This window comes from Cellulosimicrobium sp. SJTW-1, assembly GCF_047716875.1.
Taxonomy (GTDB): domain Bacteria; phylum Actinomycetota; class Actinomycetes; order Actinomycetales; family Cellulomonadaceae; genus Cellulosimicrobium; species Cellulosimicrobium funkei.
The window spans coordinates 1639164-1660967 of sequence record NZ_CP136680.1 but is presented as its reverse complement, the minus strand read 5'-3'; the positions used below and the strand labels follow the sequence as shown (position 1 = coordinate 1660967).

Genomic DNA, 21804 nt, shown 5'->3' with positions numbered 1-21804 from the left:
GTCGAGCCGGCGGTGCGCCGGCTCCCGGAGACTGCACGAAAGGGCACCCGCTCACCAGCGCAGCGCGGCCGTGTGGACGGGAGCGTCCCACAGGGCGGTGAGCTCGTCGTCCAGGCGCAGCACGGTGACCGACGCACCCTGCATCTCCAGCGACGTGACGTAGTTGCCGACGAGCGAGCGCGTCACGCGTACGCCGCGCCCTTCGAGCAGCCTCCTCGCCTGACGATAGACGACGTACAGCTCGGACAGCGGGGTACCGCCCATTCCGTTAACGAACAGCAACACGTCCTCGCCGTCGGCGAGGCCCAGGTCGTCGGCCACGGGATCGACCAGCCGCTGCGTGATCTCGTCCGCCGACGCGAGCGGGATCCGGTGCCGCCCGGGCTCGCCGTGGATCCCGATGCCGATCTCGACCTCGTCGTCGCCGAGGTCGAAGCTCGGCCGGCCCACGTGCGGCACGGTGCACGCCGTGAGGGCGACGCCCATCGAGCGCACGTTCGCCACGACGCGCCCGGCGATCTCCGTCACGGTCCCGAGGTCGTCACCGCGCTCGGCCGCCGCGCCCGCGATCTTCTCGACCGCGACCGTCCCCGCCACGCCGCGCCGGCCCGCGGTGTAGAGCGAGTCCTCGACCGCGACGTCGTCGTTGACGAGGATGCTCGTGACCTGGGTGCCCTCGGCCTCGACGAGCTCGACCGCCGTCTCGAAGTTCAGCACGTCGCCCGTGTAGTTCTTGACGATCGCGAGCACGCCGGCGCCCGAGTCGGCGCCGAGGATCGCCGGGACGATCTGGTCGGGCGTCGGCGAGGTGAACACGGCGCCCGGCACCGCGGCGTCGAGCATCCCCGGCCCGACAAAGCCGGCGTGCAGCGGCTCGTGGCCCGAGCCGCCGCCCGAGACCAGCCCGACCTTGCCGGCCACCGCGCCGCCGGCACGCGACACGTACGGGGGCGCGAGGTGCACCTGCACGAGGTCGGCGTGCGCCTGGCCGAAGCCCTCGAGGGACTCCGTCACCGCGTCCTGGGGATCGTTGAGCAGCTTCTTCACCGGTCATCCCTCCATCGGTCCGTGCGCCCGGTGCTCCGGGCGCCGACAGCCCCCGCGACGTCGGCAGGCCGCGCCCGGCGCGCCCGCCGCCGTCGTCGCCTCCATCAAACACCCGGCCGCCGCGCGCCGCGCGGCGTCCGGGCGTCAGCCGCGACCGAGCAGGACGCGCGCGTCGGCCACCGTCACGACCGAGCCCGTGACCAGGACGCCCGTGCCCGTGCCGACGCCCACGGCGTCGTCGCGCTCGACGAGGTCGACCGCCACCTGGAGCGCCTCGTCGAGGCGCTCGGTGCTGTGCACGCGGTCCTCGCCGAAGACGTCGGCGGCGAGCTCGGCGAGCTCCGTCGGGTCGGCCGAGCGCTCCGAGCTGTTGCGCGTCACGACGATCTCCGCGAGCACCGGCTCGAGCGCCGCGAAGAGCGGCTCGGCGTCCTTGTCGGCCATGATCGCGACGACGCCGACGAGGTGGCGCAGGTCGAACGCCTCGCCGAGCGCCGTCGCGAGCGCCTCGGCCCCCGCGGCGTTGTGCGCCGCGTCGACGAGGACGGTCGGGCTGGACCGCACGACCTCGAGCCGGCCCGGCGACGTGACGTCCGCGAACGCCGCCTCGACGAGCGTGCCGTCGAGCGCCCGGCCGCCGAGGAACGCCTCCACCGCGCCGAGCGCGAGCAGCGCGTTGTGCGCCTGGTGCTCGCCGTGCAGCGGGAGGAACACCTCGGTGTAGAGCGCCGCGGGCGTGCGCAGGTCGAGGAGCTGTCCGCCGACCGCGACCTGGCGCGCGGCGACGTCGAGGTCGACGCCCTCGCGCAGCAGGCGCGCGCCGACGCGCTCCGCCCGCGCCCGCAGCACCTCCTCGACCTCGGGGCGCTGCGCCGCCGAGACGACAGTCGCGCCCTCCTTGACGATGCCCGACTTGACCGTCGCGATCTCCTCGAGCGTGCTCCCGAGCCACCGCTCGTGGTCGAGCGCGACGGGCGTCACGACGGCGACCTCCGCGTCGACCACGTTGGTCGAGTCCCACTCGCCGCCCATGCCGACCTCGACGATCGCGACGTCGACGGGCGTGTCCGCGAACGCGGCGAACGCCACGCCCGTGAGGACCTCGAAGAAGCTCAGCTGCGACTGCCCGGTCTCCGCGAGCTCGGCGTCGACGACCTGCACGTAGGGGTAGACGTCCTCCCACACCTCGACGAACCGGCGCGGCGAGAGCGGCTCGCCGTCGACGACGATCCGCTCGGTGACGCTCGTCAGGTGCGGGCTCGTGAACAGGCCGGTGCGCAGGCCGTGCTCGCGCACGAGCCGCTCGGCGACGCGCGCGGTGCTCGTCTTGCCGTTGGTCCCGGTGAGGTGGATCGTCCGGAACGCGTGCTGCGGGTCGCCCAGCAGCTCGAACAGGCGCCGCACCCGGTCGATCGTCGGGTCGAAGTCGTGCTCGGGAGCACGGGACACGATGTGCTGGTAGACGCGCTCGAGGTCCGCCTGCGCGGCGGCGTCCTCCGCCGCCGCGCGGGCGTCCTTCGCGCTCTGCCGGCGTGCGGCGCCGGGGTCCTTGCGCGGGGCGCTCACAGGATCACCGCCGTGTCCGGGACGGTGCCGTCGGCCTTCTCGACGCGCACGGAGCGCACGTCGGTCGGCGACGTCTCGACGACGACCTCGACCGCGAGCGTCTCGCGCGCGACGAGGTCGCGGTGCTCCTCGACGGCCGCGAGCCACTCGCCCGGCACGTCGAGCGAGAGCCGGATGCGGTCGGCGACGTCGAGCCCGGCGGCCTTGCGCGCGTCCTGCACGTCGCGGATCACGTCGCGTGCGTAGCCCTCGGCGAGCAGCGCGTCGTCGAGCGCGAGGTCGAGGACGGCGAACCCGCCGCTCGCGAGCACCGCGGCGGCGACGCTCGGCGCCTCGCCCTCGGCGACGCCGCGGTCGGCGACCACCGTCGTCAGCTCGTACTCCGCGGGCAGGAGCGCGACGTCGCCGTCGTCCGTCGTCACGACGACCTCCCCGGCCTCGTCCACGCGCCACGCACCGGCCTTCGCCGCCTTGATGACGGCCTGGACCCCGCGGCCCAGGCGCGGGCCCGCGGCGCGGGCGTTGACCGCGAGGCGCTGCGTGATGCCGAAGCGCTCCGCGGCGTCCGAGTCGGTCGGCTCGAGCTCGACGGCCTTGACGTTGAGCTCGCGCGCCAGCAGGTCCGTGTACGGCGCGAGCGCCCCCGGGTCGTCCACGACGACCGTGAGCCGCGCGAGCGGCTGGCGCACCCGGAGCTGGTGCGCCTTGCGCAGGCCGAGCGCGGCCGACGCGACGGCGCGGACCTCGTCCATCGCGGCGACGAGCGCCGGGTCGGCGACGAGGGACGCGTCCGGGACGTGACGCACGGCCACGGCGGACGAGCCGTCCTCGCCGACGAACCGCTCGCCGACCTCCTCGGTGGACGCCGGCCAGTCCGTGAGGTGGACCGAGCGCCCGCCGGTCAGGCCGCGCCACACCTCCTCCGCGAGCAGCGGGGCGAGCGGCGCCATGACGCGCGTGAGCGTCTCGAGCGCCGTGTACAGCGTGTCGAACGCGTCGGCGTCCTCCGCCCAGAACCGGTCGCGCTGGGTGCGCACGTACCAGTTGGTCAGGACGTCGAGGTGCTCGCGCACGGTCTCGCACGCGCCGGCGATGTCGTACGCGTCGAGCTGCCCCGTGACGCGCACGACGAGGTCGTGGGTCCGGGCGAGCAGGTAGCGGTCGAGGGCCGGGAGCCCGGCCACGCGCTCGGGGGCCACCTTCTGCGCGACGTACCCGGCGGGCTCGACGGGCTCGCCCGCCCGCGCCTGAGCCTTCGACGTGTTCGCGTACAGGGTGAAGAAGTAGTACGTGCTCCACAGCGGCAGCAGCACCTGGCGCACCGCGTCGCGGATCCCGTCCTCGGTGACGACGAGGTTGCCGCCGCGCAGGATGGGCGAGCTCATGAGGAACCAGCGCATCGCGTCGGAGCCGTCGCGGTCGAAGACCTCGTTGACGTCCGGGTAGTTGCGCAGCGACTTGCTCATCTTGCGGCCGTCGGAGCCCAGCACGATGCCGTGCGAGACGGCCGAGCGGAACGCCGGGCGGTCGAACAGCGCGGTCGCGAGCACGTGCAGCGTGTAGAACCAGCCGCGCGTCTGGCCGATGTACTCGACGATGAAGTCGCCGGGGTTGTGGTGCTCGAACCAGTCGGTGTTCTCGAACGGGTAGTGCACCTGCGCGTAGGGCATGGACCCCGAGTCGAACCAGACGTCCATGACGTCCTCGACGCGGCGCATGGTCGAGCGGCCCGTCGGGTCGTCCGGGTTGGGGCGCGTGAGGCGGTCGACGAACGGCCGGTGCAGGTCCGGCTCGCCCTTCTCGTTGCGCGGGAGGGTGCCGAAGTCCCGCTCGATCTCGGCGAACGAGCCGTACACGTCGACGCGCGGGTGCTGCGGGTCGTCCGAGCGCCACACGGGCACCGGGCTGCCCCAGAACCGGTTGCGCGTGATCGACCAGTCGCGCGCGTTCTCCAGCCACTTGCCGAACTGGCCGTGCTGGATGTGGTCGGGCGTCCACGAGATCTGCTCGTTGAGCTCGACCATGCGGTCCTTGAACTTCGACACCGCGACGAACCACGACGACACGCCCATGTAGATGAGCGGCTTGCGGCAGCGCCAGCAGTGCGGGTAGGAGTGCGCGTACGACTCACGGCGCAGCAGCACCGTGCCGGGGCTCGTCGCGCCGAGCGGGAGGTCCGGCGTCTCCTCCCCCTGCGCGGCCGCGGCGTCGTGGCGCGTGCGGCCCTTGAGGTGGTCGATGATGAGCGCGTTCGCGTCGAAGACCTGGAGGCTCTCGTAGTCGACGACGGGGAAGACGAACTTGCCGTCGGACGCGACCGGCAGCACCGGCTCGACGCCCTCGCGGTCGGAGACGACCTTGTCCTCCTCGCCGAACGCGCCGGCGTTGTGCACGAGCCCGGTGCCGTCCGTGGTCGTGACGAAGTCGGCCTCGACGACCCGGTGCGCGCCGGCGTGCCCGGCGAAGTACGAGAACGGCGGCGTGTACGACCGCCCGACGAGGTCGGCGCCCGTGAGCCGCTCGACGACCTGCGTCGTCACGTCCTCGACGCCCTCGTCGGCGAGCTCGCGCGCGTACGCCTCGAGGCGCTCCGCGGCGATCACGTAGCGCTCCTTGACGCCCGTGAACGACGACTCCACGACGACGTACTCGACGTCGGGGCCGACCATGACGAACAGGTTGGACGGCAGCGTCCAGGGCGTCGTCGTCCAGATGAGCGCGAGCTCGCCCGTCTCGAGCCGGAAGCCGACGGTGACCGCCGGGTCCTGGCGGACCTGGTACACGTCCTCGTCCATGCGCAGCTCGTGGTTGGACAGCGGCGTCTGGTCGTTCCAGCAGTAGGGCAGCACGCGGAAGCCCTCGTAGACGAGGCCCTTGTCGTAGAGCTGCTTGAACGCCCACAGGACCGACTCCATGAACGTCGGGTCGAGCGTCTTGTAGTCGTGCTCGAAGTCGACCCAGCGCGCCTGGCGGGTCACGTAGTCCTGCCACTCGCTCGTGTACTTGAGCACCGACGCGCGGCACGCGTCGTTGAACCGCTCGATCCCCAGCTCGAGGATCTCCTCCTTGGTCTTGATCCCGAGCTGGTCCATCGCCTCGAGCTCGGCGGGCAGGCCGTGCGTGTCCCAGCCGAAGCGACGCTCGACGTGCTTGCCGCGCATCGTCTGGTAGCGCGGCACGACGTCCTTCGCGTAGCCCGTGAGCAGGTGCCCGTAGTGGGGCAGGCCGTTGGCGAACGGCGGGCCGTCGTAGAAGACGAACTCGTTGCTGCCGTTCTCCCCGGCGGGGTTGCGCTCGACCGAGGCGCGGAACGTGTCGTCCGCCTCCCAGTAGGCGAGGACCTCGCGCTCGATCGCGGGCAGGTCCGGGGAGGCGGGGACGCCGAACGCGGCTCCGGGGTGCGCGTCGGCGGCGGACGAGGGTGCGCGGTGCAGCGGGTAGGCCATGGTCTCGAGGACTCCGGTGAGGTAGCGGTCGGCGGGGTGTCCGCCGTGGTGGTACGGGTCGGTCGTGCTCTCCTGCGAGGACGACTCCCCCACCTGGGGCGGGCTCGCCGCGGTACCACCTCGCTTGCCGGCGCCGTCCCCGCAGGTGCCCGACGGCGTCGGGCACCACGGGCGGTCGCCGACCGCTCGTCGCAGGCTGTGACGGGCCCACCCGTCCGGGTCTAGTGAGGACCCGCCGCGGGCCTTCAGGCCTGCCCCGCGGCGGGGTTCCCGTTCTTCCGGAGGCTCGCCGGTGATGGCCGGGTCGACGCCTGTGCCTCCATGGTAGCCGCCGCCCGGCGGCGCGCGGTGTAGGCGTCGATGTCGCGCGCGACGAGCCACTCGAGCGTGAGCGGCGGCCCGGCGGCGGCCGACGGGGCGGGAGCGGCGGGGAGGGCGGGTGCCGACGACGGCACCGTGGTCGGGCGGTAGCGGGGGAAGTGCGGGGGAACGTACATGGCGGTCTCGCGTCCTGTGCTCGGCTGGCGTCCGTGGGTGCAGACCCGGTCGTGGCGTCGGACTCATCGCTGAGCCGTGGCGCGGGACCGGCGACCGTCACGCCCCGTCGCAGGGAGGGAGGGGCGGGAGGCTGCTCGCGGACACCAGGTCGAGGCTGCGCAGGGCGCCGCGAGCCCTCAACAACAGGTGGCGGTGCGGACCAGCGGGCGCGCGAGGACGACCGTGCTGCTCGTGGGGCGCGCGGAGGTCACCCGCACATGGTGCCAGCACGCCCGTCGCGGGACAACCTCCGGTCCACCCGGGACCCGGGACCCGGGCCCCTCGCCTGCCCCCCGGTCTCAGGCACGGGCCGGGCCGGTCACCGGACGCGGACGGCGACCTCGTGCCAGCCCGACGCTCCGTCGGGCGCGGGCGGGGCGACGTCGGCCGTCTGGGTGCGCCCGTGGGCGTCGGTCGCCCGGACCGTCAGCCGGTGCTCCCCCGGCGTCGCGTCCCACGCGTACGACCACTGCCGCCACGTGTCCGGGCCGACCGTGGCGGCGAGCGTCGCGGCGCGCCACGGGCCGTCGTCCACGCGCACCTCGACGCCCTCGACGCCCGTGTGCTGGGCCCAGGCCACGCCCGCGACGACGACGTCCCCCGCGTCCACGGCCGCGCCGTCGCGCGGGGTGTCGACGCGCGACGCGAGCTTGATCGGTCCCCGCTCCGACCACCCGCGCGTGGACCAGTAGGCGACGTCGTCGGCGAAGGTCGTGACCTTGAGCTCGGTGACCCACTTCGTCGCGGACACGTAGCCGTACAGCCCGGGCACGACGAGCCGGGCGGGGAACCCGTGCTCGGCCGGCAGCGCCTCGCCGTTCATCCCGACGGCGAGCAGGCTCGCCCGGTCGGGGTCGGTGAGGGCGTCGAGCGGCGTGCTCGCCGTCCACCCGTCGGCGCTCGTGGAGAGCACCATGTCGGCGCCGTCCTGCACGCCCGCGCGCGCGAGCAGCTCGCGCACCGGGTACCCGAGCCACCGCGCGTTGCCCACGAGGTCCCCGCCGACCTCGTTGGACACGCACGTGAGCGTGAGGTCGTGCTCGACGAGCGGGAGCGCGAGCAGCTCGTCGAGCGTGATCTCGAACGGGTCGTCGACGAGCCCCGAGACGCGCAGCGTCCACGACGCCGGGTCGACCTGCGGCACGCGCAGCGCCGTGTCGATGCGGTAGAAGTCCGCGTTCGGGGTGACGTACGGCGCGAGCCCGGGGACGCGCAGGTCCGCCCCGGCGGGGACGGCGGGGGCCGGGGTCGCGGGGGCGGGGAGCCGCAACGCGTCGCGCGCTGCCGTCACGGCGCGCGAGCCGGCGGACACCGCGCGCGACGTCGCGAGCGCGACGACGCCCGCCGCCGCGGCGAGTCCCGTGACGAGGAGGAACCGGCGGCGGTCGAGGCCGCCGGGCGTCGTCGTCGCGTCGTCGGAGCCGGAGGGCGCGGCCGGGCCGCGCAGCGTCCGGAGCGTCGCGCGCAGCAGCAGCACGGCGACCCCCACGCCGACCAGGCTCGGCAGCGCCCAGGCCACGTTCCCGCCCGGCCGGGAGGCGGCGACGACCGCGCCGACCGCCCCGACGGCGGCGAGGAGCAGCGCGCCGGACGGCGGGCGGCGGAGCTCGAGCCAGCCGCTGACGGCCGCGCCCGCGGCGAGCGCGACGCCCATGACCCCGAGCAGCACGGCCTTGTCCGCGGTGCCGAAGGTCGCGACGGCCCAGTCCTTGAGGGGCCCGGGCACCGCGTCGACGACGCCCGCACCGGCGGCGAACAGCGGGCTCGACCCGGGCGCGACGACGGCCGCGACGAGCTCGGCGACGGCGAACCCGACGGCCGCCGCGACGACGCCCGCGAGCGCCGCCCGTGCACCCGCGTGCCCGGCTGCCTGCCGCTGCCCCGTCATGCGCGTCCTCCCGTGGTCCAGTAGACGCCGGGCGTGCCCCGGGCGCCATCCTCGGTTCGGAGCGGCGCCGCTCCCGGACGGGTCGGGGTCAGCGGGCGGACGCGTCGGCGTCGGGAGCGGGCTCCACGCCCTTCGGGACGAGCGGCGCGCGCCACAGGGAGTACGTCGAGGCCTGCGCGACGGGCCGCAGGATCAGCGAGTCGATGTTCACGTGGTGCGGGCGCGTCACGGCGAACGTCACGACGTCGGCGACGTCGTCGGCGGTGAGCGGGTCCACGACGCCCTCGTAGACGGCGTCGGCCCCCGCCTGGTCCCCGTGGTAGCGGTTGAGCGAGAACTCGGGCGTGTGCACGAGGCCCGGCGCGATCTCGATGACGCGGATCGGCTCGCCCACGAGCTCGAGGCGGAGCGTCTTCGCGACGCCGAGCAGCGCGTGCTTGGACGCGACGTAGCCGGAGCCGCCGACGTAGGTGTCGTGGCCCGCGGTCGACGTCATGAGCACGATGTCGCCGCGACGCGACGCGCGCAGGAGCGGCAGGAACTCCCGGGTCACGCGCACGGTGCCGAGCACGTTCGTCTCGTACATCGCGCGCCACTCGTCGATCTTCGCCTCGTCGACCGGGTCGACGCCGAGGCCGAAGCCCGCGATGTTGAGCAGCGCGTGCACGGGCCCGCGAGCACCTGCCTCGGCGACGAGGCGCGCGACGTCGTCGTCGGAGGTCACGTCGCCCACCACGGGGTGCGCACCCGTGCGCTCCGCGACCTCGGCGAGCCGGTCCGCGCGGCGCGCGAACGCCACGACGTCCCAGCCCCGGGCGCGCAGGAACCGCACGCACGCCTCCCCGATGCCCGACGACGCGCCGGTCACCACGGCGCGCAGGGGCGAGGTCGCAGGGGCGGGGGCGGGCGGGTACGACGTCTCGGTCACGACGCACACTCTGTCACGGTCGCGTGTGTAGGCTGGACGACGGACCGCGAACCCCTCGATCGTTCGCCGGAGCGACCTCGTCCTTGGGTCGCGGGTCCGCCCGACGCGAGATGGCGCGTCCGACCCTGGAGAGCCCGCGTCCCCGCCCGGGGGCCGCCGTCCGGCTCTCTCCCCGCCTCGCACCCGGAGCAGCTCCGTGCCCTCGCGCCTCACGCCGTCCCTCGTCTCCCGCCGACCCGTCCGCGCCGCCGTCGGCGCGTCGGCCGTCGCCCTCGTGCTCGCCGCCTGCTCGTCCGGCACGACGCCCGGGGGCGACCCGACCTCTGCGGGCGGCGCGACGTCGTCGAGCACGCCCGGGAGCACCGCGTACCCGCTCACGCTCGACGACTGCGGGTTCGAGGTGACGTTCGACGCCGCGCCCGAGCGCGTCGTGACGATCAAGTCGAGCACCACGGAGATGCTCCTGGCCCTCGGGCTCGGCGACCGGATCGTCGCGAGCGCGTTCGCCGACGGGCCGGTGCCCGACTCGCTGGCCGACGCCGCCGCGGACGTCCCCGCCGTCGTGGAGCCGCTCTCGGACCAGGTCCCGGGTGCCGAGGCGGTCCTGGAGACCGAGCCCGACCTCGTCTACGCGGGCTGGGAGTCCAATCTCACGGCCGACGGCGCCGGCGACCGCGAGACCCTCGCGCAGCTCGGCGTCGCGACCTACGTCTCCCCCGCCGCGTGCAAGGCGCCGGAGTACATGCCGGATCCGCTGACGTTCGACGACGTGTTCGCCGAGATCACCGAGGTCGGCACGATCTTCGACGCGCAGGACGCCGCGGCGGACCTCGTCGCGGAGCAGCGCGCGACGCTCGACGGCGTCGTCCGCGACGACCGCGGCCTGACCGCCCTGTGGTACTCGTCGGGCGACGACATCCCGTACGTCGGGGCGGGCATCGGCGCGCCGCAGATGATCATGGACGCCGTCGGGCTCGAGAACGTCGCGGGCGACGTGCACGACACCTGGACGTCGTACGCGTGGGAGGAGGCGGTCGCCGCCGACCCGGACGTGCTCGTCCTCGTCGACGCCGCCTGGAACACCGCCGAGGCGAAGATCGAGCGGCTCGAGTCCAACCCGGCCACGGCCGAGATGACGGCCGTCCGCGAGGGCCGCTACCTGACGATCCCGTTCCCGGCGACCGAGGCGGGCGTGCGCAACGTCGACGCCGTCGTGGACCTCGCCGCGCAGCTGGAGGCGCTCGACCTGTGACGACCCTGCGCACCCGGCCCGCGCCCGCCGCGGCCGACCGTCGCCCGGACGGCACCGGCCCGGCCGGTCGCGCGCGGCGCGGCGCGGCCTGGTGGGTGCCGGCCGGCGTCGTCGCGCTCGTCGCGACGGTGCTCGTCACGGTGACGATCGGGCCGGCGGACCTCGCCGTGGGCGAGGTGTGGCGCTCGGTCGCGACGCACCTCGGGCTCGGCGGGCCGCTGGGCCTGGAGCCGCTCGGCGCCCTGCAGGACGGCATGGTGTGGCAGCTGCGGCTCCCCCGCGTGCTCACGGCGGCGGCCGTGGGCGCCGGGCTCGCGGTGTGCGGCGTCGTCATGCAGTCGCTCACGCGCAACCCGCTCGCCGACCCCTACCTGCTCGGGCTGTCGTCCGGCGCGTCGCTCGGCGCGGTGCTCGTGCTGGTCGCGGGCTGGACGGTCCTGCTCCCCGTCGCGGCGTTCGGCGGCGCGGTGCTCGCGCTCGTCGCCGCGCTCGGGCTCGCGGGCGCGCTCGGCGCGCTCACGCCCACGCGGACCGTGCTCGCCGGGCTCGCGGTGAGCCAGCTCGCGGCGGCCGCGACGAGCTTCGTCATCTTCTGGTCCGCGACCGGCGACTCCTACCGCGAGATCCTGTCGTGGCTCATGGGCTCCGTCGCGGGCGCGACGTGGACCTCGGTCGCGGTCGCGGGCGGCGCGACGCTCGTGCTCGGGACGCTGCTCGCGTCGACCGGCTCGGTGCTCGACGCCTTCACCTTCGGCGACACGGCGGCCTCCGCGCTCGGGGTCGACGTCGCGCGCGTGCGCTGGACGCTCCTCGTGGGCGTCGCGCTGCTCACCGGCGCGCTCGTGTCCCAGTCGGGGTCCATCGGGTTCGTCGGCCTGATCCTGCCGCACGCGGTCCGGCTCCTCACCGGCGCGCGGCACTGGCTGCTCCTGCCGCTCTCCGCGCTGTTCGGCGCGACGTTCCTCGTCTGGGCCGACACGCTCGCGCGCACGGTGTTCGCGCCGCGCGAGCTGCCCGTCGGCATCGTCACCGCCGCGATCGGCGCCCCGGTGTTCGCCCTGCTGCTGTGGCGCGGACGGAGGACCGCGTGAGCGCCCCCGCCGTCGTGGGCACGACCGGGCTCGACGCGGAGCGCGTGTCGTGGTCGGTCGACGGTCGCCTCGTCCTCGACGGCGTCGACTGCACCGCCCCTCCGGGTGCGGTGAGCGGGCTGCTCGGCCCGAACGGCTCCGGGAAGTCCACGCTCCTGCGCGTGCTCGCGGGCGTCCGGGCGCCGGCGGCGGACCCGGGCCGGGACGGCGCCCGCGTGCGGTTCGACGGCGCCGACCTGCTCGCGCTGCCGCGCCGGCAGCGGGCGCGGGTGCTCGCGCTCGTCGAGCAGGACGCGACGACCGACCTCCCGCTCTCCGTGCTGGACGCCGTGCTGCTCGGCCGCATCCCGCACCGCTCGCTCCTCGCGGGCGACTCCGCGACCGACCGCGACCTCGCCCGGGCGGCGCTCGCCCGCGTCGGGATGGCGGGGTTCGCGGACCGTGAGGTCGCGACGCTCTCCGGCGGCGAGCGCCAGCGCGTGCACCTCGCGCGCGCCCTCGCGCAGGAGCCCGCGCTCCTGCTGCTCGACGAGCCGACCAACCACCTCGACATCGCCGCGCAGCTCGACACGATGCGCGTCCTGCGCGACCTCGCGGACGACGGCGTCACCGTGCTCGCCGCGCTCCACGACCTCAACCTCGCGGCCCAGACGTGCGACCACGTCGTCGTGCTGGCGGACGGCCGCGTCGTCGCGGCGGGCGACGTCCACGACGTGCTCGTGCCCGACGTGCTGGACCCGGTCTACGGCGTGCGGTGCGAGGTCCTCACGCACCCGCGCACCGGCAGGCCGGTGCTGACGTTCGAGCCCCCGGCCTGAGGAAGCCTCAGAAGCCGCGCAGCCGTTCGAGGCGCACGCGCAGCGTCACGGCGTAGTCGTCGTGGAAGCCGTCGGGCGTCGTGCCGAGGCCGCGGATGCCGTCGTCGTACTTCGCGTCGTACGCCGCGCGCTCCGCGGCCGAGAGACCGTCGTCGTCGACCGACGCCGTGCCGGTGAGCACGACGACGTCCCCGCCCGACGGGGTGCTGTTGAGGTGCACCGCGACGCGGGCGTTCGCACGGACGTTGCGCAGCTTGGCCGTGCGCGGCTGGGACTTCACGACGATCTCGTCGGCACCGTCCCAGCGGAACCAGACCGGCGTCGGCTGCGGCGTGCCGTGCGGGTCCACGGTGACGAGCCACACGACCTGCTCGTCGGCGAGCCGCGCCGCAGCGCGTGAGCCGAGGCGCGTCGTGGTGTCGACCGCCGGCATCAGGCCTCCTCGGCCGCCGCGAGGCGCGGCAGCTCGATCGCGGGGCAGCGGTCCATCACCATGTCGAGGCCCGCGTCGCGCACGCGCCGCGCGGCGTCCTCGTCGATCACGTCGAGCTGGAACCACACCGCCTTCGCGCCGATCGCGATCGCCTGGTCGGCCACGTCGCCCGCGAGCTCGGACCGCACGAACACGTCGACGACGTCGACGGGGAACGGGACGTCCGCGAGGCTCGCGTACCCCTGCTCGCCGTGGACGGTCTCCGCCGACGGGTGCACGGGCACGACCCGCTTGCCGTGCTGCTGCAGCACGCGCGCGACCCCGTACGCGGCGCGCGCGGTGTTGTTCGACAGGCCGACGACGGCCCAGGTCTCGGTGCCCTCCAGGACCCGACGGACGGTGTCCTGCTCGTCGGCCGGCACGGCCGCTGTGACGTCGCTCATGTCGTGCGCAACCGGGTCCCGGCCGCGGCTATTCCGCGGCCGGACCCGGCGCGGGCAACCGCGCACCTCAGAGCAGCGCGAGGGCGAGCAGCGCGCTCGACGCCGCACCGGCCACCGTCCGCACGTGGTTCCACGCGAGCCAGCGCGGGAGGAACGCCGTCCACGCCGCCGCCAGGTCGCCCTCGCGGGCCGCGGCGTCGAGCCGCTCGTTGAGCGGGACGTTGCCCACGGCCGTCACGCCGAGGATCCCGACGACCGCGACAACCGCGCCCGCGAGCGCCCGTCCCGCCCCGGAGTCCCCGCCGACGAGTCCGACGACGGCCGCCGCCGCGGGGAGCAGGACGCTCGCGGCGAGCAGGAGCATCAGCGGCGGCCGGAGCGCGTCGCGGTTGATCGCGACCATCGCGGCGCCGCCCTCGCCCGGCGGGAGGCGGCGCAGCCCACCCATCACGAACGTCGAGAACGCGAAGAGCACGCCGCCCGCGAGCCCCGTCGCGACGGCGGCCGCCACGACGAGGGTCGCGAAGGCAGTCACGGCGTGGTCTCCACCGTGCGCGTGCCGGCGACGGTGCCCGCGACCCACGCGCCCGCCTCGCGCGCCGCGTACTCGCGGAAGTCCCGCGGCTCGCGGCCGAGCGCGACGCGGACGCCGTCGGTCACGGGGGTCCCGCGCCCGTCGAGCACCTCGGTGAAGAGGTACCGCATGAGGTCGACGACGTCGTCGGGCAGCCCGGCCGCAGCGAGGCCCGCGACGAACGCCTCCATGGCGACGGGCTCGTAGCGGACGTCGCGCCCGCTCGCGGCGGCGATCTCCGCGACCGCTTCGTGGAACGTCAGCGCGCGCGGCCCGGTGAGCTCGAGGACGCGCCCCGCGAGGGCGTCGTCCGTGAGGGCCGCGACCGCGACGTCGGCCACGTCCTCGAGGTCGACGAACGGCTCCGCGACGTCGTCGACCGGGAGCGCGAGGACGCCGTCGAGCACGGGCTCGAGGAGGAAGCTCTCGCTGAAGTTCTGGTCGAAGAACGCGCATCGCACGACCGTGCGCGCCGGGAACGCCGCGCCGACGAGCCCCTCCGCGCGCTGCGCCTCGTCCTCGCCGCGCCCGGAGAGCAGCACGAGGCGGCGGACGACGGCGTCGTGCGCGCGGGCCGCGAGCCGGGCCACGGTCTCCGGTGCCCCGGGGACCGCGAGGTCGGGCGCGTACGCGACGTACACGGCCGCGGCCCCCGCGAGCGCGGGCTCCCACGTCGTGTCGTCGTCCCAGTCGAAGCGCACGTCGCCGGAGCGCGACGCCCGGCGCACGGGGACGCCGGCCGCGTCGAGCCGGTCCGCGACGCGGCGGCCGGTCTTGCCGGTCGCGCCGAGCACGAGGACGGTGCCGGGCGCAGGTGCCGGTGCGGCGGTCGGCGCCGACGTGCGGACGGGTGCCGCCGACGGGGCGGCGGCGGTGGGCGGGGTCGAGGCAGGCATGGTGTCTCCCGAGGTGCGGCGGGTGGAGCGGTACGGGTCCCACCCAACCCCGGCGCCGCGAGACGTTCCATGGCCGACCGGCTCGCGCGCATACGCGATCGTCTCGCCGCGCGCGGCGTACGCTGACGCGATGGACGTCGTCGCCGGGCTGCTCGACGGGCCGCGCGCCCGCGGCGCCTTCCTCCTGCGGAGCCACCTGCGCGCGCCGTGGGGCATGCGCATCGAGGACGAGGCGCCGCTGACGATCGTGCCCGTCCTGCGCGGGTCCGGGTGGGTCGGCCCCGGGGCCGGCGGCACGTCGTCCGACCCGGGCGAGCGCGTCGCCGCGGGCGACGTCGTGCTCCTGCGCGGCCCGGACCACTACGTCGTCGCCGACGCGCCGACCACGGCGCCCCAGGTCGTCGTCGGCCCGGCGTCCGACATGTGCCGGGCGGTCGACGGCGGCCCCTCCCCCATGACCGTGCTCGGCGTGCGGTCGTGGGGGAACGACCCGGACGGCGAGACCGTCATCGTCACGGGCACGTACCCGCTCGACGGCGAGGTCGGGCGCCGGGTGCTGCGCGTGCTGCCCCAGCGCGTGGTCCTGCGCCGCGGGGACGTGGACGGGACGCTCGTCGAGATGCTCGCCCGGGAGGTCGTGCAGGACCTCCCGGGGCAGGAGGCGGTGCTCGACCGCCTCCTCGACCTCCTCCTCATCTCGTGCCTGCGCACGTGGCTCTCGCGCGACGACGCGCCGGGCTGGTACCGCGCCGATGCCGACCCCGTCGTCGGGGCCGCGCTGCGGCTCATCCACCACGACCCGGCGCGTGCCTGGACCCTCGACGCGCTCGCGCGGGAGGTGGGACTGTCGCGCGCGGCGTTCTCGCGCCGCTTCACGGTGCTCGTCGGCGAGCCGCCGATGGGCTACCTCACCGGCTGGCGGCTCGACCTGGCCGCCGACCTCCTCCTCGAGCCGGACGCGACGCTCTCCGCGGTCGCGCGCGCCGTCGGGTACGCGACGCCGTTCGCGCTGAGCGCCGCGTTCAAGCGCGTGCGCGGCGTGAGCCCGGCGGAGCACCGGGCGCGCGCCGGTGCGGCGTGAGCACTCAGCGCGCGACGGGCACGAGCTCGAGGTCCCGCAGCGCGCCGTCGTCGACGACGGCCGTGAGGAACGTCCCGACCGGCTGCCGACGGCGGTCCGTCGGCGATCCGGGGTTGAGCAGGCGCAGGCCGCCCGGCGACGTCGTGTCCCAGGGGATGTGGCTGTGCCCGAACACGAGCACGTCCACGTCGGGGAACGCGGCGTCGGCGCGACGCTCACGCCCGTCCTTCCCGCCCGTCTCGTGCACGACGGCGAGCCGCAGCCCCTCGACCGTGGTGCGCGCCACCTCGGGCAGGCGCGCGTGCAGGTCGGGGCCGTCGTTGTTCCCCGCGACCCCGACGAGGCGCGCCGCGCGCGCCTCCAGCGCGTCGAGCAGGTCGGCGCTCACCCAGTCGCCCGCGTGCACGACGACGTCCGCGTCGTCGACCGCGCGCCACACCTGGTCCGGGAGCGCCCGGGCGCGGACCGGGACGTGCGTGTCGCTGAGCAGGAGGAGTCGGGTGGGCACGCCGCCACGATAGGTCGCGGTCCCGGGGCACGCCGGGTGACGATGGGCCCATGCCGATCCCGCGCTGGGTAGCCCGCAGCAACAGGCGCTTCCTCAACCCCGTCATGCTTCGCGTCGCGACGGGCGTCGGGCCGATGGCCGTCGTCCGCCACGTCGGGCGGCGCAGCGGGCGCGAGTACCGCACCCCGGTCTTCGCGTTCGCCTACCGCGACGGCCCGACCGGTCCGGTCCGCGTCGCGTTCGCCCTCACGTACGGCCCCGACGTGGACTGGGTCCGCAACGTCGAGGCGGCCGGGGAGTTCGTCCTCGAGCGCCGCGGCGTGGAGTACGTCGTCGACGACGTGCGTCGCGTGACCGGCGCGGACGGCCTGCGGCTCCTGCCCGGCTGGACGAGCGCGATCCTGCGGCGCGCGGGCGTCGACGAGTTCCGGACCGGACGGCTGCGCCGGGCACCCGGCCAGCCGGCTGCCATGATGGGGGCATGACCGACCAGCTCTGGATCACCGGCGACCCCGACGCGGACGCGCTGCTCAGCGACGACGCGTTCGCGCTCCTCGTGGGGATGCTGCTCGACCAGCAGTACCCGATGGAGCACGCGTTCGCCGGGCCCCGCAAGATCCGCGACCGCCTCGGCTCGATCGACCCGCGCACCGTGGCGGACACCGACCCCGACGCGTTCGTCACGCTCGCCACGACGCCGCCCGCCATCCATCGCTACGGGCGCTCGATGGCGGGCCGGGTGCAGGAGCTCGCGCGCGTCGTCGTCGACGAGTACGACGGCGACGCGACCCGGATCTGGACCGCGCCGGGCGCGGACGGCGAGCCGACGGGCGCGGAGGTGCTCGCGCGCCTGCGGGCGCTGCCCGGGTTCGGCGACCAGAAGGCGCGCATCTTCCTCGCGCTCCTGGGCAAGCAGCGGGGCGTGCGGCCCGCGGGGTGGCGCGAGGCCGCCGGCCACTACGGGGACGAGGGCTCGCGCCGGTCCATCGCCGACGTCACGAGCCCCGAGTCGCTCGCCGAGGTCCGCACGTTCAAGAAGGCCCAGAAGGCCGCGGCCAAGGCCGCGAAGGGCTGACCGCCGCGCCGCGCGCGGACGCCCGGGTGCGCGACGCACCCCGGCGGCTATCGTCGGCGCGTGACCACGACGACGCCTCCCGCCCCGGGGCTCCCTCCCGCCACGCGCACGCTCCTGGCCCTCGCCGCCGGCGTCGTGGTTCTCGCCGGGGTCCACGCCGCCCGCGAGGTCCTCGCCCCGATGTTCCTCGCGGCGGTCATCGTCATCATCTGCCACCCCGTGCGCTTCCCCCTGGAGCGCCGGGGCTGGCCGCGGTGGGCCGCGACGTCCGCCGTCGTCACGGTCGCGTACCTCATCCTCGCGGCGCTCGTCGCGATGCTCGCGTTCGCGGGCGTCCGGTTCGTGGACCTCGTCCGCGAGTACCTCCCGGCCCTCGTGCGCGCGGTCGACGACGTCGTGGACCAGCTCGCCGCGGTCGGCATCGACACGGACATCGCCGAGGCGGCCACGTCGTGGCTCGACCCGGGACGCGTCGTCAGCCTCGCGGGCAACGTGTCCGGCATGGCGCTGGGCATCGCGACCGCGTTCTTCTTCGTGCTCGCCTACGCGATCTTCATGGCCGCCGACGCCGCGCGGTACTCCACCGCCGGCTCGGTGTTCGGCGCCGAGCGCGCCGCGACGGTCGACCGGGCGACGCGGTTCAGCGGCGGGGTGCGCCGCTACTTCGTGGTCAACGCGTCGTTCGGCGCCGTCGTCGCCGTGATCGACGGCGTCGCCCTGTGGCTCCTGTCGGTCCCGGCCCCGACCGTGTGGGCGATCCTCGCGTTCGTCACGAACTTCATCCCGAACATCGGCTTCGTCCTGGGGCTCGTGCCGCCCGTCGTCATGGCGTTCGTCGTCGGGGGCTGGCAGCTCGCGCTCGCCGTCGTCGCGGTCTACTGCGTGGTGAACGTCGTGCTCCAGGTGCTCGTCCAGCCGAAGTTCGTCGCCGACGCGGTGAACCTCAGCCTCACGTTGAGCTTCGTCTCCGTCGTCTTCTGGACGTTCGTCATCGGGCCGCTCGGCGCGATCCTCGCCATCCCGCTCACGCTGCTCGTCCGGGCCCTCGTGCTGGAGCCCGACCCGGGCTCGGGCTGGCTGCGCTGGCTCTCCGGGGACGACGCGCCGCGGCCCGCCGAGGACCCGCGGGGCACGGGCTCCCCTCCCGCCGCCGACGCCGTGCCGGACGAGGACGACGCCGCCCCGGCGGAGCCCGCGGGCCCCGAGGCCGACCCTCAGGTGGAGCCTGAGGGTTCCGCCGTCGAGCGCTCCCCCGCGCCGGACGAGCGCTGATCCCCGCCGCACGGTCCGCCCCGGGCCCTGGTGCGCGCGCCACCGCCCTCCCTAGGCTGGTGCTCGGCGGGTGTCCGCCCGTCACCGGCACGGGGAGGAACCATGGCGCACGGAGACATCACGCACATCGACATCCCGGTGAGCGACAACGGCAGGGCCACGCAGTTCTACGGCGAGCTCTTCGGCTGGGAGATCGCGGAGGTGCCCGGCTTCGAGGGCTACCCCATGTGGCAGGCCCCGAACAAGATCAGCGGCGGCGGCCTCGCCCCGCGGTCCGAGGGGTTCACGAGCCCGCGCAGTTACGTCGAGGTCGACTCCATCGAGGAGACGCTCGCCAAGGTCCGTGAGCTCGGCGGGCGGGTCGTGCTGGAGAAGTCGGAGATCAGCCCCACCTCGTGGTGGGCCGCGTTCGAGGACGCCGACGGGAACCAGATCGGTCTCTACGAGGGCACGACGGACGCGGGCTGACCGCGCGCGGCGCGCAGCCGCACGGCCGTCAGGGTCGGGGCGACAGCACGCGGCCGTCCGGGTCGTCGGGCCGGCGCGGCCGCAGCGTGGGCGGGGGCGGCCACGGGAGGTCGTAGCGCTCGACGGGGACGTCGATCGCCCCGAAGTCGTCCGTCTGCACGACGACGCCGTCCGGCGTGACCTCGACGAGCCGGACCCGCAGCGGCGGCGCGTCGTCCTGCTCGAGCACCCAGACGTCGGCGAGCCACGCGAGGCTGCTCGCGTCGAGGGCCTCCTCGGCCTCGAGCCAGTCGACCGGGCCGGTGAGCTCGTGCCCGAGCAGCGACACGGCCACCCAGGCGTCGCCCTCGGGGCGGATCCAGCCCACGTGCTCGCGGTCGTCGGGGCGGCGGTGCGCGATCCAGTCGGAGGGGAGCATCCGGGCAGGCTAGCGGCGACGACGGGGCGCACGCCAGGGGTTTCGCCGCCGCGGGCGCGCCCCGCCTCAGTCCGCGACCGGCTCGTTCCCGGAGCCCTCGCGGTACCCCTCGGCGAACCCGGCGCGGTAGCCGTCGGCGTACGCGGCCTCCCGGGCGGCGTCGCCCTCCTGCTCGCGGCGCGCGTCGGCCTGCCCGCGGGCGTACGCCTCGGCGCTGCCCTCGCGGAACAGGTCGTCGCCGGAGCCGCGCACGAGCACGCGGGCGCCCGGACCGTCCTCGCTCCCGACGTACCGGCCGAGCCCGCGCACCACGGCGACGGGCCGGCCCGCCGCCTTGCCGCGCACGAGCTCGCTCGCGGCCGCCACCTCGTCGACGACGGCGGTCACGGTCACCGACAGCGGCCGCCCGTGGGAGTCCACGCCCCCGCGCAGGTCCTCCGCGACGACGACGCCCGCGGCCCCGATGCCGATGTCGACGAGGCCGTCGCGCCACGCCCGGCCGGAGGTGTCCGTCACGACGACGCCTAGCCGGTCGAGGCCGAACCGCTCGCGGAGCGCGCCGCGCAGCGCCCGCGCGGAGGCGTCGGGGTCGAGCGGGAGCAGCAGGACCGTGCCCTCCGGGGTGTTCGACGCGTCGACGCCCGCCGCGGCCATGACGAGGCCGAGCCGGTTCTCGACGATGCGCAGCGGCGGCTGGCCGGGACGCTCGCGCGTCGCGACGACGCGCACCGTCTCGTCCGTGATCGCCTGCTCGCGGTCCGCCGCGGCGACGACGCGGGCCTCGGCCTTCGAGACGATCTTGCTCGTCACGACGACGACGTCGCCGTCCGCGAGCGCCTCCCCCGCCAGCAGGTCGCCCACGAGCGCCGCGAGGTCGTCGCCCGGCCGGACCTCGCCGAGGCCCTCGGGCGCCCACACCGTGAGGCGCGCGGACCGGCTGGGGCCCGCGCCGCCGTCGGGCCCGCCAGGTGCGGCGTCGTGCTCGCTCATCGCGCGAGCTTCGGGAGCACCTCGCGGCCGAAGACCTCGATCCACTCGCGCTGGTTGCGGCCGACGTTGTGCAGGTAGATGCGGTCGAACCCGAGGTCGACGAACTTCTGGATGTACGCGCGGTGCTCGTCCGGGTCGGCGGAGATCACCATGCGGCCCTCGAAGTCCTCCGGGCGCACGAGCTTGGCCATCTGCTCGAAGTCGTGCGGCGAGCGGATGTCCGCCTTGGGGAACTTCATGCCGCCGTTGGGCCACTCGGTCATCGCGTTCGCGAGCGCCTCCTCGTCGGTCGCGGCCCAGGAGAGGTGGAGCTGGAGCACCTTGGGCATCGCCTCGGGGTCGCGGCCGGACTCGCGCACGCCGTCGTCGAACTTGCCGAACAGCATGGAGATCTTCTCGAGCGGCGCCCCGACGGTGATGAGGCCGTCGGCGTGGCGCCCCGCGCGCTTCGCGGTCACCGGACCGGCGGTCGCGACGAGGATCTCCGGCGCGACCTCGGGCATGGTCCACAGGCGCGTGGACTCCATCTTGTAGAACTGCCCGGAGTGCTTGACGTCCTTGTTGTCGAGCCCGGACTGGAACAGCTTCTTGATGACGTCGATCGCCTCGAACATGCGGTTGATGCGCTCGGGCGCCTCGGGCCAGTAGCCCGCGACGACGTGCTCGTTGAGCGCCTCGCCCGAGCCGAGCCCGAGCCAGTGCCGGCCGGGGTACATCGCGGCGAGCGTCGCGGACGCCTGGGCGACCATCGCGGGGTGCCAGCGGAACGTCGGCGCGGTGACCCCGGGGCCCAGGTCGCCCCGGGTCCGCTCGCCGAGCGCCGTGAGCACGTTCCACACGAACGACGACTCGCCCTGCGCCGGGACCCACGGCTGGAAGTGGTCGGCCGCCATGGTCCCGGAGAAGCCGTGCTCCTCCGCGTAGGCCGAGAGCGCGACGGCCTCGGTCGGGTGGAACTGCTCGAGCATGGCGGCGTAGCCGATCGTCAGACCCATGGGCCGACCTTAACCCTCCGCGGACCGTCCTGGGCGAGCGGGCGCCGGCGCCCGTCCCGCACCGATCCGGTCCTCGCC

General features: G+C 75.3%; 21 protein-coding genes. 8 read left to right on the top strand and 13 right to left on the bottom strand.

Annotated features, from left to right (window positions below; genetic code table 11):
• Positions 1-51 precede the first annotated feature (51 nt).
• The 5 genes from dhaK to RSE42_RS07510 form a co-directional block, all read right to left on the bottom strand.
• Positions 52-1047, bottom strand: coding sequence for a dihydroxyacetone kinase subunit DhaK (gene dhaK, locus RSE42_RS07530; RefSeq protein ID WP_043658407.1), 996 nt, complete (start codon positions 1045-1047; stop codon positions 52-54).
• A gap of 144 nt (positions 1048-1191) precedes the next feature.
• Positions 1192-2613, bottom strand: coding sequence for a bifunctional folylpolyglutamate synthase/dihydrofolate synthase (locus RSE42_RS07525; protein WP_144722803.1), 1422 nt, complete (start codon positions 2611-2613; stop codon positions 1192-1194).
• Positions 2610-6059 carry an isoleucine--tRNA ligase gene (gene ileS / locus RSE42_RS07520; protein WP_085388803.1) on the bottom strand — a complete coding sequence of 1150 codons (3450 nt, stop codon included), beginning with the start codon at positions 6057-6059 and terminating at the stop codon, positions 2610-2612. The genes RSE42_RS07525 and ileS overlap by 4 nt, the downstream gene beginning before the upstream one ends.
• Positions 6060-6915: 856 nt before the next feature.
• On the bottom strand, positions 6916-8484 hold the full coding sequence (locus RSE42_RS07515) for a molybdopterin-dependent oxidoreductase (RefSeq protein ID WP_415298447.1): 1569 nt from the start codon (positions 8482-8484) through the stop codon (positions 6916-6918).
• Positions 8485-8572: 88 nt separating this feature from the next.
• The gene (locus tag RSE42_RS07510; protein WP_051876495.1) at positions 8573-9412 is read right to left on the bottom strand and encodes an SDR family oxidoreductase; all 840 of its coding nucleotides are present in this window, start codon (positions 9410-9412) and stop codon (positions 8573-8575) included.
• Positions 9413-9608: 196 nt separating this feature from the next.
• Here RSE42_RS07510 and RSE42_RS07505 point away from each other — a divergent pair, with 196 nt between their 5' ends.
• Genes RSE42_RS07505 through RSE42_RS07495 form a run of 3 tightly spaced genes read left to right on the top strand, consistent with a single transcriptional unit; the run spans position 9609 to position 12573 of the window.
• Positions 9609-10664 (top strand): putative F420-0 ABC transporter substrate-binding protein, encoded by a 1056-nt coding sequence (locus tag RSE42_RS07505; RefSeq protein ID WP_144722800.1) that lies wholly within the window; start codon positions 9609-9611, stop codon positions 10662-10664.
• Complete coding sequence (locus RSE42_RS07500) at positions 10661-11755, top strand: putative F420-0 ABC transporter permease subunit (RefSeq protein WP_415298444.1); 1095 nt, start codon at positions 10661-10663, stop codon at positions 11753-11755. The genes RSE42_RS07505 and RSE42_RS07500 overlap by 4 nt, the downstream gene beginning before the upstream one ends.
• Entirely contained in the window at positions 11752-12573 is an 822-nt protein-coding gene (locus tag RSE42_RS07495; RefSeq protein ID WP_061269014.1) for a putative F420-0 ABC transporter ATP-binding protein, read from the top strand. The genes RSE42_RS07500 and RSE42_RS07495 overlap by 4 nt, the downstream gene beginning before the upstream one ends.
• A 7-nt stretch (positions 12574-12580) precedes the next feature.
• Here the strand turns inward: RSE42_RS07495 and RSE42_RS07490 are convergent, their stop codons facing one another.
• The 4 genes from RSE42_RS07490 to RSE42_RS07475 all read right to left on the bottom strand — a co-directional run bounded on the left by RSE42_RS07490 (position 12581) and on the right by RSE42_RS07475 (position 14919).
• Positions 12581-13006 carry a TIGR03667 family PPOX class F420-dependent oxidoreductase gene (locus tag RSE42_RS07490; RefSeq protein ID WP_085388137.1) on the bottom strand — a complete coding sequence of 142 codons (426 nt, stop codon included), beginning with the start codon at positions 13004-13006 and terminating at the stop codon, positions 12581-12583.
• Entirely contained in the window at positions 13006-13449 is a 444-nt protein-coding gene (locus RSE42_RS07485; protein ID WP_021483339.1) for a CoA-binding protein, read from the bottom strand. The genes RSE42_RS07490 and RSE42_RS07485 overlap by 1 nt, the downstream gene beginning before the upstream one ends.
• Before the next feature lie 67 nt (positions 13450-13516).
• Entirely contained in the window at positions 13517-13984 is a 468-nt protein-coding gene (locus tag RSE42_RS07480; protein WP_034655933.1) for a DUF1772 domain-containing protein, read from the bottom strand.
• Positions 13981-14919 carry an NmrA family transcriptional regulator gene (locus RSE42_RS07475; RefSeq protein ID WP_415298441.1) on the bottom strand — a complete coding sequence of 313 codons (939 nt, stop codon included), beginning with the start codon at positions 14917-14919 and terminating at the stop codon, positions 13981-13983. The genes RSE42_RS07480 and RSE42_RS07475 overlap by 4 nt, the downstream gene beginning before the upstream one ends.
• Before the next feature lie 130 nt (positions 14920-15049).
• On the opposite strand from RSE42_RS07475, the gene RSE42_RS07470 reads away from it, so the two are divergent.
• Complete coding sequence (locus tag RSE42_RS07470) at positions 15050-16000, top strand: AraC family transcriptional regulator (protein ID WP_043654777.1); 951 nt, start codon at positions 15050-15052, stop codon at positions 15998-16000.
• Between the two features lie 4 nt (positions 16001-16004).
• Here RSE42_RS07470 and RSE42_RS07465 read toward each other — a convergent pair whose 3' ends face one another.
• On the bottom strand, positions 16005-16508 hold the full coding sequence (locus tag RSE42_RS07465) for a metallophosphoesterase family protein (RefSeq protein ID WP_043654774.1): 504 nt from the start codon (positions 16506-16508) through the stop codon (positions 16005-16007).
• Between the two features lie 50 nt (positions 16509-16558).
• Between RSE42_RS07465 and RSE42_RS07460 the strand changes: the two genes are divergently transcribed.
• The 4 genes from RSE42_RS07460 (at position 16559) to RSE42_RS07445 (ending at position 19323) form a co-directional block, all read left to right on the top strand.
• Positions 16559-16993: a hypothetical protein gene (locus tag RSE42_RS07460; protein WP_043654772.1), complete on the top strand. Its 435-nt coding sequence runs from the start codon at positions 16559-16561 to the stop codon at positions 16991-16993.
• Positions 16990-17583: an HhH-GPD-type base excision DNA repair protein gene (locus RSE42_RS07455; RefSeq protein ID WP_137280287.1), complete on the top strand. Its 594-nt coding sequence runs from the start codon at positions 16990-16992 to the stop codon at positions 17581-17583. The genes RSE42_RS07460 and RSE42_RS07455 overlap by 4 nt, the downstream gene beginning before the upstream one ends.
• Before the next feature lie 60 nt (positions 17584-17643).
• Entirely contained in the window at positions 17644-18855 is a 1212-nt protein-coding gene (locus RSE42_RS07450; protein ID WP_415298438.1) for an AI-2E family transporter, read from the top strand.
• A 102-nt stretch (positions 18856-18957) separates the two neighbouring features.
• Positions 18958-19323, top strand: coding sequence for a VOC family protein (locus RSE42_RS07445; protein ID WP_085388142.1), 366 nt, complete (start codon positions 18958-18960; stop codon positions 19321-19323).
• A gap of 28 nt (positions 19324-19351) precedes the next feature.
• On the opposite strand, the gene RSE42_RS07440 is transcribed toward RSE42_RS07445, so the two are convergent.
• The 3 genes from RSE42_RS07440 to RSE42_RS07430 form a co-directional block, all read right to left on the bottom strand.
• Positions 19352-19741, bottom strand: coding sequence for a hypothetical protein (locus tag RSE42_RS07440; protein ID WP_085388143.1), 390 nt, complete (start codon positions 19739-19741; stop codon positions 19352-19354).
• A gap of 66 nt (positions 19742-19807) precedes the next feature.
• Positions 19808-20731 (bottom strand): coenzyme F420-0:L-glutamate ligase, encoded by a 924-nt coding sequence (cofE, locus tag RSE42_RS07435; RefSeq protein WP_211933770.1) that lies wholly within the window; start codon positions 20729-20731, stop codon positions 19808-19810.
• Complete coding sequence (locus RSE42_RS07430; protein ID WP_085388145.1) at positions 20728-21726, bottom strand: TIGR03557 family F420-dependent LLM class oxidoreductase; 999 nt, start codon at positions 21724-21726, stop codon at positions 20728-20730. Before RSE42_RS07430 ends, cofE begins: the two co-directional genes overlap by 4 nt.
• Positions 21727-21804: the final 78 nt, after the last annotated feature.